Source organism: Methylophilus sp. (assembly GCF_052173275.1).
Lineage (GTDB): Bacteria > Pseudomonadota > Gammaproteobacteria > Burkholderiales > Methylophilaceae > Methylophilus.
This window is the reverse complement of sequence record NZ_JBQMUL010000002.1, coordinates 867,701-881,373: the sequence shown is the minus strand read 5'-3', so window position 1 is coordinate 881,373 and position 13,673 is coordinate 867,701. Positions and strand designations below refer to the sequence as shown.

Genomic DNA, 13,673 nt, shown 5'->3' with positions numbered 1-13,673 from the left:
CTTGATAAGGAGAACGCTATGAGACGCAGACTCTATTTTGTTTTACCTGATGTTAAAAGTGCGCATACGTTGATGGACGAATTACTGCTGCAAAGAATCGAAGAGAATCACATCCATTTTCATGCCGATCAGCAACAGTCATTAGGCAATCTGCCAAAGGCAGACGCCATGGAAAAGTCTGATGTGGTTTACGGTGCCATGGGCGGCTTTCTGTTTGGTGCCATATTCGGGCTGTTAGGCGGCATTTTGGCCTATATGGTGCCCTGGTGGTTCGGTGAAGTGTCGCTGACGGTGATCCCCTATTGCATGGTGCTAGGTGCGATTGCGTGTGCGGCATGGGCAGCGGCCGTGGCGACTGCAGCGCCGAGTTTTCGTATCAAATCTTACAAAAACGCGATCGAGCAGGGCAATATCCTGATGATAGTCTCAGTGCCATTGCGCAGGCTTAATGAGATTCGCTTAGGCCTGGTGACCAAACACCCGGAGGCGACTTATAGCGGTGTCTGGCCTGCCGAGCATATTTTGTTCCCTTAAACAAAAAGCCAGCAGGTGCTGGCTTTTTTGTGATGCATGTTCAGATCACTCAACCTCTTTGAGCCGTATGGCTTCAATCTCAAAACTGCCCCCTTCGTGACTCACCAGTATCTGCTGATCCTGTATGGTGAAGCTGATGGACAAGCCACGCGCCGCTGCGGCGGCTAGCTGTTCTGTGTCTGGCAGGTTGATAATGGTGACATTATCCAGTTTGAGCATGGCTTTGCTGTTTTGCGCCCACCACATGTCGGCCGTCCGGCCGCCATACAGCACCTGCACCACATGCTTGGACCTGCCACAGGCTTTGCGGATATCGCGTTCTTCCGGCAGGCCAACGCATATCCAGCGCTGGATGGCGCCGGTTAAATCCTTTTGCCAGAGGTCGGGCTCATCGTCATCGCTGAGGCCATTGCCGAACATCATGTTTTCATCGGCGTAAAGTACAAATGCCAGCAAACGGACCATTAAACGCTCGTCAGTTTCGGAAGGATGTTTGGCCAGCGTCAGGTTGTGCTGCTGGTAATAATGCCTGTCCATATCCGCAATATTGAGGTCGATTTTATAAATGGTGGATTTCAGCGCCATGCGTGAATATCTCTTGTGTATGAAAGTGTGGCGAGTATAGCAAACATGCGCCCTGGACTGGTAAAACAAGTCGATTGGCACATGCAAGCCGGGAGATGCGTATCGGAGCCGATACAAGAAATGACTTGCGTCTTTTTTCTATTGACATAAAATGAAAAAGAAACGTTTTATTTTTATTTTATGCAGACGCTGACTTCTACACCCACCATGGAAATCTCACCCCATAAAGTTAAAGCCGGACGCCCCAAAGCCGGCACTGAGCAGGATAGACATGCGCTATTGCTGGAACAGGCGCTGGAAATCTTCATGCTGGAAGGCGTCGCGCAAACCAGCATAGGCCGCATTGCAGCGGCGTGCGGCGTGTCCACGCGGACCATTTATGAGCGCTTTGAAAATAAATATGCCTTGCTGATTGCCGCAATCAAACACATGGTCGAAAAAGATGTCTCTGCCATGGTGCAAGTCGATCATTTATCCAACCAGACGCTACACCAGGTACTCACCGAGATAGGCCGCTTTATGCTCAAGCGTGTGCTGGAGCCACGGATGTTGTCTTTCTTTAAGATAGGCGTAGCCGAAGCCTCGCATCTGCCGGAATTATCGCGCGCCATGAAAGCGGTAGGGCCGGAACGTATCCACCAGATGCTGGCGGATATCTTCAGTTTTTATGCCGCAAAAAACCTATTGCCTGCGCAGGATTTCAAACGTGCGGCGGAGTCTTATTGCGAGTTGCTGATCGCCGCGCCGCGTCTGAAAGCGTTATTCGGTGTGCTGGAGCCTGACTGGGATGCAGAAGCGCACCTCGCCTTTGTGGTGAATTTGTTTTTGCACGGATTACAGGGAATGGAGCCAGCCAATGCAGTTAAATAAACATTGGCACTGGCTGCTCATGCTGCCGCTGGCAGGGTGTTCGGTGATAGATGAATATATCCGCCCCACGCCGATTGCAGTTGAGCAATGGCAGGCGCCGTTACCGCACAATGGCAACCTGGGTTCATTGATCAACTGGTGGGCGCAATTCAAAGACCCGGTGCTGGACCAGTTATTGGCGCAGGCGCAAAAAGAAAGTCCTTCACTGGAAATCGCCCTGGCCAATATTCGCACCGCACGCGCGAATGTGCTTTCGGCACGGGCGCAGGGCATCCCTGATTTAACCAGCACCGGCAGTATGAACCGCAGTAAAGGCGGTGGCGGTGGCGGTGCGTTTCCTGCCACGACCATTGAAATCGACTCGATCTCACTGGATGCGAGCTGGGAAGTCGATTTGTTCGGCAAGATCAAGGCCACTAAACAGGCAGCCAAAGCCCAGCTGGAAGCAAAGAAGATCGCCTGGCATGATGCGCGCCTGACAGTGGCGGCAGAAGTCGCCAATAACTATGTGAATTACCGTGCTTGCCAGGCTTCGGTGGATGCCTTGCAAGGCGCATTCAACTCACGCAAGGAAACCGCGCGTTTGACAGGCATTTCAGCCAAGGCCGGGTTCACTGCCCCGTCTGACCTGGCGCTGGCAGAGGCAGCCACCCACGCCAGCAAATCTACCCTTGATGGGCAGCAGGCTGAATGCGATGGTTTGGTAAAAGCGATCGTCGAGCTCACCAACCTGCCAGAACCGGAATTACGCACATTGCTAGCCAAGCGCAAAGGCGTACCGCAACCGGCCATGTTTGAAGTGAATGCGCTACCTGCAAACCTGCTCACCCGCAGGCCAGACCTGGCGATTGACGAGCGCAACCTGGCTGAAGCCAGCGCCAATGTGGGCGTAGCCAAAGCCCAGCTTTATCCCAGCCTGACACTGAGTGGCTCTATCGGTTATCGCCGCACCAGTTTTGGTGGCGCAGTCACGCGTACCGATTCATGGTCTTATGGGCCGTCAATAAAATTGCCTATCTTTGATGGGGGCACCTTGCGTGCAGATCTGGCTGAATCGCGCGCCAATTTTGACAGCCTGATGGCGACTTATAAGCAAGACGTGCGCAAGGCTTTGAAAGAAGTAGAGCAGGCGCTGGTCAACCTGGACAGTGCCAACCGGCGTGCGCAGTCTGAACAGGCGAGTGCTCAGCAATATGCACGCTATTTCCAGGCGGCTGAGCTGAACTGGAAATCTGGCGGTATCGATTTGCTGTCGCTGGAAGATGCACGCCGTCAGAAGATCAATGCCGAGCTGAATGTAGTCACTCAGCAAAAGAATCGGGTTTTACAGTGGATCGCACTCTATAAGGCTTTTGGTGGCGACTGGTATGAATCGCAGCAGCAAGCAAATCAAAACAAGCAGGCCGCGCAAAGTAATAAAACGACAGAAAAGGGTAAATAAACATGGCGAGAGGACTCTCAAAAAAAGCAAAATTCCTGATCATTGCCGCTGTGCTGGTCGGTGTGAGTTTATGGTTTATTCAACACCCGCTGCATAAAGCAGAGCTGGCAGAAAAACGCGGTAATCGGCCAACTGCCAATGGTGCCGCTGAATCTAGTAAAGCCACCTTGAGTGTGGAGGCCACCAGTCCGGCGAGTGTGCAATGGCCGATGACATTAGTACTAAATGGCAGCATTTATCCATGGCAAGAGGCGCTGGTTAGCGCTGAAATCTCCGGCTTGCGTATCCAGCAGGTATTGGTCGAAGTCGGTGCGCAGGTGAGCAAAGGCCAGCCTTTGGTTTTATTGGCAGATGAAACAGTCAAAGCAGACTTGCAAAAGCAGCTGGCAACGGTGGAAAAAGACAAAGCAGGCCTGGCCGAAGCTAAAAGCAATGCCGACCGTGCCAATGAGATCAAGGATAGCGGGGCTTTATCCGCGCAGAAGATCAATGAGTATGTGATTGCGCTGCAAACGGCGAGGGCCAATCTTGCGCTTTCCGAAGCGGAACTGGAAAACCAGAAGATCCGCATTCGTCAGACTAAAGTCGTCGCGCCGGATGATGGTGTGGTGTCTGAACGGTCAGCTAATCTCGGTAATGTGGTGTCATCTGGCACCGAGTTGTTCAAACTGATCCGCCAGGGCCGTATCGAATGGCGCGGCGAGGTTAACTATGACCAGCAAGCTGCCTTGCATACCGGGCAAACTGTGAGCCTGAATTTGCCGGGAGGTAAATCTGTGGCCGGTAAAGTGCGCCTGATTTCGCCGGTGGTGGATAGCAATACCCGTAATGCGCTGGTGTACGTCGATATCCCTAAAGATACCGCCAAACCTGGCATGTATGTACAAGGCAAGATCGATATCGGCCAGCAGCGTGGCCTGGCGATCCCGCTCAGTGCCGTGACTTACCGGGATGGCTTTGCCTATGTGTTTGTACTAGGTGAGGGCAACGCCGAGGGTATGAGTAAAATTATCCAGCGCAAAGTACAGACCGGCCGTACGCTGGAACAGCAGATCGAAGTGTTGAGTGGCATAGAAGCCGAAACCCGACTGGTGCTGAGCGGTGGTGCCTTCCTCAATGATGGGGATACCGTGAAAATCGTCACTACTGGCAAAACCGGAGCTTAAGCATTATGAATTTTTCGGCCTGGTCTATCCGTAATCCGGTTCCGGCGATCCTGCTGTTTGTGGTGCTGACGTTTCTGGGTGTCAGGTCGCTGAACCAGTTAGGCAAACAAAACTTCCCCGATATCGAGCTGCCGGTGATTATGGTCAGCGCAACGCTTGAAGGCGCCGCGCCGCCGCAGCTGGAAACCGAGGTTGCCCGCAAGCTGGAGGATAAAATCGCCACCATAGGTGGCATTGAGCATATGTCCAGCGTCATTACTGATGGTGGCGTCAGCATCAGCGTGCAATTCACCATAGATACCAACAGCGAAGAAGCGCTCAACCTGGTGCGCAACGCGGTAGATAGCGCCCGTTCAGAACTGCCCGCAGCGGTCACCACGCCTACTGTCTCCAAATTAACCACCACCGGCAGCGCCATCCTCACCTATGTCGTCTCGGCAGATAATATGGACGAGGGCGAGTTGTCCTGGTTTGTCGATAACGAAATCAGCAAAGCCATGCTGTCGGTGACCGGCGTCGGCAAGATCACGCGCACCGGTGGCGTAGACCGCGAAGTGCAGGTGAATCTGGACCCGACGCTGATGTCAGGGCTGGACGTGAATGTCAGCGATGTGTCGGCACAACTCAAGCGTGTACAGCAGGATGCTTCGGGCGGGCGCGGTGATATTGGTGACAATATCCAGTCAGTACGCACCTTGGGCGCATTACATAGTGCCGATGAAGTACGTAATCTGGATATCCCTCTCGGTGATGGACGGCATATCAAGTTGTCACAAGTGGCCAAAGTGCTGGACACTTATGCCGAGCGCAGCACCTATGCGAGTTATGACGGCAAAGAAGTGATCCGTTTTGAAATCACCCGCAGCAAAGGCACCAGTGAAGTCACCGTAGCCAAACACGTGCGTGAGGCACTGGCCAAATTCGAGCAGCTGCATCCGCAGGTCAAGATCGTCGAAGCCTTCAATATGGTCAAGCCGGTAGAAGATAACTACAACGGTTCCATGCAGTTATTGTACGAAGGCGCGTTACTGGCGGTGTTAGTTGTGTGGTGGTTTCTGCGCGACTGGCGTGCGACCATCATCGCCTCGGTGGCGTTGCCGCTGTCCATGATCCCCACTTTTGCCTTTATGCAGTATTTCGGTTTTTCACTCAACCTGCTGACCTTGCTGGCGCTGGCGCTGGTGGTAGGTATCCTGGTGGATGACGCGATTGTGGAGATCGAGAATATTGTGCGCCATTTGCGCATGGGCAAAACGCCTTACCAAGCGGCCATGGAGGCCGCTGACGAGATCGGCTTCGCCGTGATCGCCACGACATTTACGCTGGTGGCTATCTTTCTGCCGACCGCGTTTATGAGCGGCATCCCCGGCAAGTTTTTCAAGCAATTTGGCATCACTGCTGCGATTGCCATTACCTGCTCACTGATCGTGGCGCGCTTGCTGACGCCCATGATGTCAGCTTACCTGCTCAAACCGCATCCGGTTAAAGAAGAGCAAACCTCAGCCACCATGCGCACTTATCTGCGTTGGGTGACCTGGTGTTTGGGCCATCGTAAAACCGTGGTGCTCGGTTTTGTGTTGTTTATTGTCGGGTCTTTAAGCCTGATGCCATTGCTGCCCAAAGGTTTTGTGCCTTCTTCTGACAGTAGCCAGACCAAAGTGAATATCGAACTGCAACCCGGCACGCCTCTGGCACAAACCCGCCATCTGGTGGAGCAGGCCGAGCATATCGTTAAGCAGCACCCCGAAGTAAAAGCCGTATTTAGCGCGGCCGGTGCGGCCAGTACCGGCGGTGGCGGCCCACATGCGGCTGAAAGTACCACCGATGTACGTAAAGGCAGCCTGATCATCTCCCTCACCGAGCGTAGTGAGCGCAAACAGAAACAATCGGAGATCGAAGCTGATTTGCGTGAACGACTGAAAAGCCTGCCGGGCGCACGGATCTCGGTCGGTTCAGGCGAATCGGGCGAGCGCTTGCAAGTGACACTGGCCAGTGATGACCCGGTGGCCTTGCTCAGTGCCAGCCAGCAAGTGGGGCAGCAATTAAGAGGCATCAATGGCCTGGGCAATATTACCTCCAGTGCCAGTTTGCAACGGCCAGAAGTGCAGATTATCCCTGACGTAGATAAAGCGGCTGAACTCGGCGTCACCGTAGAAGCAATTGCGCAGGTGATCCGCGTGGCGACTTCCGGCGATTTCTCCAACAGCATGCCTAAACTCAACTTGCCGCAACGTCAGGTGCCGATTCGCGTGCGTCTGGGACCTAGTGTACGCAGTAGCCTGCAGGAAATCGCACAGTTACGCGTGCCAGCTCGCAACGGCAGCGTGAGCCTGGAAACTGTCGCCACGGTACGCATGGGCAGCGGGCCACAGCAGATTGATCGTATGGACCGCATGCGCAACGTCACCTTTGATATCGAGTTGAATAAACGCCAGATCGGCGAAGTCATGCGCGAAGTGCAGCAGCTCTCCGCCATGCAGAATCTGCCTCCTAGCGTGAAACAGCTAGAAGCCGGCGATGCCAAACGCATGAACGAATTGTTCAGCAGTTTTGGCGGCGCCATGGTGATCGGCATCATGTGCATTTATGTGGTGCTGGTGTTGCTGTTTGGCGACTTCCTGCAACCGGTCACCATTCTGGGTGCCTTGCCGTTATCGTTAGGCGGCGCATTTTTTGCACTCTTGGTGACGCATAACAGCTTCTCCATGCCTAGCGTGATCGGCCTGTTGATGCTGATGGGCGTGGTGACCAAAAACTCTATTTTGTTGGTGGAATACACCATCATGGCGCGCAAACAATCCAAAATCAGCCGTTTTGACGCCATCATTGATGGTTGCCATAAGCGGGCACGGCCAATTGTGATGACCACCATCGCGATGGCGGCAGGCATGATGCCGATAGCGCTAGGCTGGAGTGCCGACCCCAGCTTTAGAGCACCCATGGCGATTACGGTCATTGGCGGGTTGATTACATCAACAGTGCTGAGTCTGCTGGTGATCCCGGTGTTGTATACCTATGTGGATGATTTGTTGGGGTGGTTGCGCGGGGTGGGGAGATTGGCCAGGAGGCATACCTAGTTACGGTATTTGGTTGGATGTGGAGGCGATGTATTTAGCGGCTTGGTGCAAGTGCAAAGTTTCTGTGTGTTGTAATAACAGAGGCCTTAGAAGTAAGGTTTCACGCTACTGTTGTACACCTGAGTAGCGACTTCCTTTGCTCTAAAATAGATGCTTCTTGCCTTCGGTCGTGATTCTGTTCTGGCGCAGTGTGTAACAGGGGTTCTAAGAGCATGCTCTGAGCCTGTGTAACGGTTGGCTTATGCGACAGTGAACCGCCCTGCAATACGGATACGCCATCGTTCGTCATTCTGGCGTAGGCCAGAATCCAGGCCAGTTTCATGCTTAGCTTGGTTGCAACAAAGTGCAAGAGTCACCTTTGTTGATAGTTTTAGTAGGTATTTCTTTGGGTGGTTAAGCATTGGATTTCGCTGCTTCGTTGCACCATTCCTTTTCGCCTGTAGGCGAGTGACTTTTCTTTGCTTGCCCAAAGAATAAGTCACCAAAAGAAAGGGCACCCTAGCTTCCGCTTATTTCCTGTGTTGCTCGCCAAAATAAGCGGTCGCGAAACTCGCCCTAGCGGCTTGCAAAAGACGCAAGCCACCGCGGAACTCAGGCAGTCGCTCCCTTCCTCCTTATTTTGACTGCGCTACTCGGCGCGTCAGATAGGGGCCCGTTTAGACCCACCACGATGAAACGTTTTTTTTTGATGTATAGCATTCAGGGCGCTAAGAGACCTCTTTAATTTCTAAAACAAGAAAGCCCCACAAAATAATTGGTTTGTGGGGCTTTCTTGTTTTGTTTTATTGCTTTGTTGTTTTATTTCAATGGTTGAGCGGGATTCAATGTGAGAGTTCTCACTGAAGTAACAGCGTAGTGCTTTTCACGGGCCCCTATCTGACGCGCCGAGTAGCGCAGTCAGCGTGGGAGTCTTCGGCCAGCGGCTGTTTGAGTTCCGCAACAAGCCATGGTGTGTGTGGCTTGTCAGGGCGAGTTTCGTTGGACGCCCACGTTGACGAACAACGCAGGATACAAGCGGAAGCTAGGGTGCATTTCTTTTGGTTACGTTTTCTTTGCGTAAGCAAAGAAAAGTAATTCGCCTAGAGGCGAAAAAGAATGGTGAGTACTCAAGAAAGATTGACGAGGACTTCAAGCAAGTGCAGCACTCGGTTTTTTTTAGCCAGGCTTAGTATTCACCTCGCCGGCATTCCAGCCATCGCCGGAATGTCAGGCTACCTATGACGTATGACGCTTAACCTTCAAGCGCACATTCCACCCGCTCAGCCACCACTCTCTGCAATTGATCCCTCACCGCCTTGGTCAGCGGCGGCACCTCGGAATCCCTTGTTGGCTCTCCCCAGTGGCTATTCGGAAAGTGTTTGTCACCTTCAAAACGGGGAATCACATGCCAATGCATATGCGGTGTCTTATTGCCCAGACTGGCCAGGTTAATTTTATCAGGTTGTATGGTTTCCCGCATCGCTGCTTCCACTGCAAAGACCACCTTCATGGTCCGTGAACGCTCAGCGGGAGGCAGGTCTGTCATTTCCTTGATATGTGCCAGTAATTCAACGCGGCAATAGGCAGGATAATCGGCATCATTCAGCAGCACTATGCGGCAAAAATCATCCTGCCACAGGATATCTTGCGATGAAAGCTCACACAGCGCACAGCTTGACATTAAGAGACCGCCAGCATTCTGTCCAGGGTGAGTTTCGCCAGTTTGGCCTCATGTTCAGGCACTTTGATCTGGTTGACGATATTGCCTTCTGCCAGGTTTTCCAGACACCAGGCCAGGTGTTGCGGGTCTATGCGGGCCATGGTCGAGCATTCGCAAACCACGTGGCTCATAAATTGCACCAGTTTGTTCTGTGGTTTCATTTCTTCAGCCAGGCGGGTGACCAGGTTCAGCTCTGTGCCCACCAGCCATTTGGTGCCGGGTTCTGCTTCGCTGACGGTGCGCAGGATGTATTCCGTAGAGCCGACATAGTCAGAGTTGATACACACTTCAAACGCGGTTTCCGGGTGGGAGATCACTTTGCCATCCGGGTGTTGAGCGCGGAATTGTTCGATATTCTGTTTGCGGAACATCTGGTGTACAGAGCAGTGACCTTTCCATAACAGGATTTTCGCGTCTTTGATCTGTTGCTCGGTCAGTCCACCCATAGGCAGGTCAGGGTCCCACACCGGCATTTGTTCCAGCGGGATGCCCATTTTGTAACCACTCCAGCGACCCAGGTGCTGGTCGGGGAAGAACAGGATTTTTTCGCGTTGGCTAAAACCCCATTCCAGGATTTTTGGCGCGTTGGTACTGGTACAGACGATGCCGCCATGCTCACCGCAGAACGCTTTCAAATCGGCAGCCGAGTTGATGTAGGTGACCGGGGTGATGGTTTCATCAAAGTTGAGCACTTTGCTTAACTCGCGATAGCTGCGTTCAACTTTTGCCAGGTTGGCCATATCTGCCATCGAGCAACCGGCAGCCAGGTCGGGCAGTACGACAATTTGCTCCGGGCGACTCAGGATATCTGCTACCTCTGCCATAAAGTGTACACCCAGGAAAACGATGTATTCGGCGTCCAGACTCTCGCAGTATTTTGAGAGCTTGAGTGAATCACCTGAGAAATCAGCATGGCGGTATACACTTTCATGCTGGTAGTGGTGGCCTAGAATCACCAGGCGTTTACCCAGTTTTTTTCGTGCAGCCAGAATACGCGCCTGACAATCGTCGTCTTGCGCGGTTTGGAATTTCTCAAATTGAATAGTGGCAGTTTGCATGCTTTTCAGATGTCGGGCCAAGCCCGGCTTTCATAAAAATAGTATTTTACAGCCGATCAGGATTTATCCCAATCATATAAGGTGTTGCAAAGGCCAACAAGGTATTTACAAATACCGTGCCTCATCACACTAGATGGTGGCGCTCCCCCAGCTTTTTCAAGGCTTCTACGTTGGTCCAGCTAAATACTTTTTTTGCGGCTTCGCGCCAGTCTACCCATTCATAGCGAGTGTGTTCATCGGGCGCCAGTGTCACGGGTAATGTGGTGGGCAAGCATAGCCCGAAGACGTGCTCGGTATTTTCAATCACGCCGGGCGCATACCTATGGCGCCAGTGCGGGTAGATCTCGTAAACATTGCTGGTGTGCCAATCCTCGAAATCATAGGTTAGCGGATTAAGCCCGGTTTCTTCATGCACTTCGCGAATGGCCGCTTCGGCGGGTGTTTCGGTGCCTTCTATACTGCCGGTCACCGATTGCCAGTAGCCTGCTTTGTCTGCCCGCTCCAGCAGTAGCACCTGCAAGTCAGGCGTGTGAATCAGGACAAGGGCAGAAACCGGCGTTTTGTAAGGCTGTGTCATCCGGGTATTGTCCATGAAATGGGCCGCTACTGTCTATGGTGATTGTCGGCACAATTGCCACGACAAACATCGTTTTTTTGAAAGATTGTCGTAAGCGATACACGGTATTATGATTGCAAAATAACGGCTAGCACATAAAGGGAATCTTCAATGCTGTGGCGTCAATCAAGGGTTGTTTGCTGTGTGTTGTTAGCGGTCTGGATGCCACCACTCTATGCAGAGAATGCAGCAGTGCCCGATCTGCAAACTATCCCGCTTGATCATTTGACCCTGCCACAGGCTGAGCAATTGTTTGCCGGCTATAGCCGCGAATTGCTCGCTGCCAAGCGCTCTGTACAATCTGCTGAGGCCGATACCGTAATCGCCGGGCAACGCCCTAACCCGGTCTTATCCGTAGGTGTTTCCAGCCTGAATCTCAACCGTGGTCAGGGCAATAACAATCAAAATGGCAGCAACGGATTATGGGATAAAACCTACAACTCTACACTCCAGGTCAGCCAGTTATACGAGCGTGGCAATAAACGCGAGTTGCGTACTTCTGTCGCTGAAAGTGCGGTCAAAGCTTCCGAATTCGATTTAAAAGAGACGTATCGTCGGCAGGCACTGGTCATGGCAACCGCTTATTATGACCTTAAGCTGGCGCAAGAGACGGTGCAAATCCAGCAACTGAATGTCGGGCTATATGATAAAACCCTGCAAGCAGCCGAATTTCGCCTGAAGGCAGGCGATGTCGCTTCTGCCGATGTGGCGCGGATTCGGGTAGATGCCTTGCGTGGCAAGAATGATTTACGGCAAGCAGAAGCGACCCTGCAAAAAGCGCAGGCACAACTGGCTTATTTGATCGGTAAAGACCAGGATGCTGCGACACTTTATGTAGCCGATCCATGGCCAGCGCCGGGCGGGGAATCCGGAGTGCAGGCAGGGGATGCCTGGCTGACAGATCGCTCTGATATCAGGGCTGCCGAGGTGCGCATGCAACAGGCACAAGAAGCCAGGAAGCTGGCAGAATCCCTGAAAACCAGGGATCTGACCTGGTCGCTGGCTTACCAGCATTTCCCCGGACAAGAGCCTGGCTCCGGGCCTGATACTGTAGGTGCCATGGTCAGCATTCCTTTATTTACTAATTACAACTATGAAGGCGAAGCCGCGCGTGCCGAAGTGGATTATAACGCCGCGACTGACGCCAAAGAACAGGTGAGGGCAGCTGCGCTGGCTGAAATGCGCACTGCCAAAGCCGATTTAGAAGCGGCCATAGACAAAAACCGTCGCTTCGACCAGCATATCCTGACCGAGGCACAAAAAGCCTCTGATGCCGCCGAATTTGCTTACCAGCATGGCGCCATGAGCGTCATGGATCTGCTGGACGCCAGGCGTATTCTACGTGCGCTACAGCTTGAATCCGCCAGTGTCAAAGCAGATTATGCCAAATCGCTGTTTGCCTGGCTGGCGGCCACTCATCAAGTGTTTAACACCCCATGATCATGAAAACGACCCTCACTCAAATGCGCATATCCTTCATTTTGAATGCTTATCACAGGCAACTGGCTGGCGGGATGATACTGCTGGCCGGGTTAGCGGGCTCTAGCCCTACGCTACATGCAGCTGAAAAAAATGCAGCCACACCGCGGATGGCAAACGAGATTGTGCTCACCGCCGGTTCGCCGCAGGTCGCGAGCCTGAAGGTAGAGGCGGTGACGGAGATCCCGGTGCCGGTGACCGAGCCACTCAATGGCAAGATCATTCTGGATGAGAACCGCACCGCACGCGTTTTTTCACCGGTGGCTGGGCGGGCGATGGCGATCAAGGCGCAAGTCGGCGATCAGGTCAAAGCCGGGCAGGCCTTGCTGGTGATGGATTCACCGGATGTGGGTGGCGCAGTGGCCGATGCCCGCAAAGCACAAGTCGATCTGCAGCGTAAGCAGCAAGTGCTCGAACGTAACCGCATGTTGATGGAAGGCGGCGTGCTGGCCAAAAAAGAAGTAGAGACATCGCAAGCTGACTTTTCACTGGCACGTGCCGAATCTGATCGTGCTTCCGCGCGCCTCAAAAACCTGGGTGTTTCAACCTCGGCCAATGATAATTACGCCTTACGCTCGCCCATCAGCGGCACGGTGGTCGACCGCAAGATTAACCCGGGCAGTGAAATCAGGCCAGATGCCACTGACCCCTTGTTTATTGTGACCGACCCTACCAATCTGTGGGCCAATATCGATCTGCCGGAACGGGATCTAAGCCGCATCACCCAGGGGCAAAAAGTCAGTGTGCAGGTGGATGCCTATCCGGATGAAGTATTCAGTGGCGAGGTGAAAACCATAGGTGTGATGGTCGATACAACCACCAGGCGCATCCCGGTGCGCTGCGCAATCGAGAGTAAAGGCAAGCTCAAGCCGGAGATGTACGCGCGTATCACACCGCTGGATAACAGCCAGCATAAAGTCATACGTTTGCCTAACAGCGCCCTGATCACGGAAGGTTTGTATAGCTACGTGTTTGTCGAGGAACAGCCGCTGCATTTCAGGAAGCGCGTAGTGACGCTGGATGTGCAGCGCAGGGAATACGCAACGGTGAAGCAGGGGCTGAAGGCCGGTGAGCGGGTAGTCACTGGCGGCGCGATCTTGCTGAATTCTGATTTATCCGTGAATAAATAACGTTGCCGCTCAGCCAGC

The 13,673-nt window shown here is 53.1% G+C and carries 11 protein-coding genes; 7 read left to right on the top strand and 4 right to left on the bottom strand.

All coding sequences use genetic code 11. From position 1 onward, the window contains the following. Positions 1 to 18: 18 nt before the first annotated feature. The gene (locus ACTS9Y_RS05745; RefSeq protein ID WP_442585015.1) at positions 19 to 534 is read left to right on the top strand and encodes a hypothetical protein; all 516 of its coding nucleotides are present in this window, start codon (positions 19 to 21) and stop codon (positions 532 to 534) included. 45 nt (positions 535 to 579) lie between these two features. Here ACTS9Y_RS05745 and ACTS9Y_RS05740 read toward each other — a convergent pair whose 3' ends face one another. After that, positions 580 to 1,119: a YaeQ family protein gene (locus ACTS9Y_RS05740; RefSeq protein WP_442585014.1), complete on the bottom strand. Its 540-nt coding sequence runs from the start codon at positions 1,117 to 1,119 to the stop codon at positions 580 to 582. A 180-nt stretch (positions 1,120 to 1,299) separates the two neighbouring features. Between ACTS9Y_RS05740 and ACTS9Y_RS05735 the strand changes: the two genes are divergently transcribed. From ACTS9Y_RS05735 to ACTS9Y_RS05720, 4 genes are read left to right on the top strand one after another with little or no spacing between them, the layout of a single operon-like run. Further along, complete coding sequence (locus ACTS9Y_RS05735; RefSeq protein WP_442585013.1) at positions 1,300 to 1,989, top strand: TetR/AcrR family transcriptional regulator; 690 nt, start codon at positions 1,300 to 1,302, stop codon at positions 1,987 to 1,989. Then, a complete protein-coding gene (locus ACTS9Y_RS05730) occupies positions 1,976 to 3,430 on the top strand; it encodes an efflux transporter outer membrane subunit (protein WP_442585012.1) in 1,455 nt (484 codons plus the stop codon). The genes ACTS9Y_RS05735 and ACTS9Y_RS05730 overlap by 14 nt, the downstream gene beginning before the upstream one ends. A 2-nt stretch (positions 3,431 to 3,432) precedes the next feature. Further along, a complete protein-coding gene (locus ACTS9Y_RS05725) occupies positions 3,433 to 4,596 on the top strand; it encodes an efflux RND transporter periplasmic adaptor subunit (protein ID WP_442585011.1) in 1,164 nt (387 codons plus the stop codon). 5 nt (positions 4,597 to 4,601) lie between these two features. After that, entirely contained in the window at positions 4,602 to 7,673 is a 3,072-nt protein-coding gene (locus tag ACTS9Y_RS05720) for an efflux RND transporter permease subunit (protein ID WP_442585010.1), read from the top strand. A 1,231-nt stretch (positions 7,674 to 8,904) separates the two neighbouring features. Here ACTS9Y_RS05720 and ACTS9Y_RS05715 read toward each other — a convergent pair. The 3 genes from ACTS9Y_RS05715 to nudB all read right to left on the bottom strand — a co-directional run bounded on the left by ACTS9Y_RS05715 (position 8,905) and on the right by nudB (position 11,007). Continuing rightward, on the bottom strand, positions 8,905 to 9,333 hold the full coding sequence (locus ACTS9Y_RS05715; RefSeq protein WP_442585009.1) for an HIT family protein: 429 nt from the start codon (positions 9,331 to 9,333) through the stop codon (positions 8,905 to 8,907). Beyond that, complete coding sequence (nadA, locus tag ACTS9Y_RS05710; RefSeq protein WP_442585008.1) at positions 9,333 to 10,430, bottom strand: quinolinate synthase NadA; 1,098 nt, start codon at positions 10,428 to 10,430, stop codon at positions 9,333 to 9,335. The genes ACTS9Y_RS05715 and nadA overlap by 1 nt, the downstream gene beginning before the upstream one ends. Before the next feature lie 124 nt (positions 10,431 to 10,554). Continuing rightward, complete coding sequence (gene nudB, locus ACTS9Y_RS05705) at positions 10,555 to 11,007, bottom strand: dihydroneopterin triphosphate diphosphatase (RefSeq protein ID WP_442586906.1); 453 nt, start codon at positions 11,005 to 11,007, stop codon at positions 10,555 to 10,557. Between the two features lie 183 nt (positions 11,008 to 11,190). Here nudB and ACTS9Y_RS05700 point away from each other — a divergent pair, with 183 nt between their 5' ends. Both ACTS9Y_RS05700 and ACTS9Y_RS05695 read left to right on the top strand, forming a co-directional pair. Beyond that, positions 11,191 to 12,486: a TolC family protein gene (locus ACTS9Y_RS05700; protein ID WP_442585007.1), complete on the top strand. Its 1,296-nt coding sequence runs from the start codon at positions 11,191 to 11,193 to the stop codon at positions 12,484 to 12,486. Between the two features lie 23 nt (positions 12,487 to 12,509). Continuing rightward, a complete protein-coding gene (locus tag ACTS9Y_RS05695; RefSeq protein ID WP_442585006.1) occupies positions 12,510 to 13,655 on the top strand; it encodes an efflux RND transporter periplasmic adaptor subunit in 1,146 nt (381 codons plus the stop codon). The last annotated feature ends 18 nt before the right edge of the window (positions 13,656 to 13,673 follow it).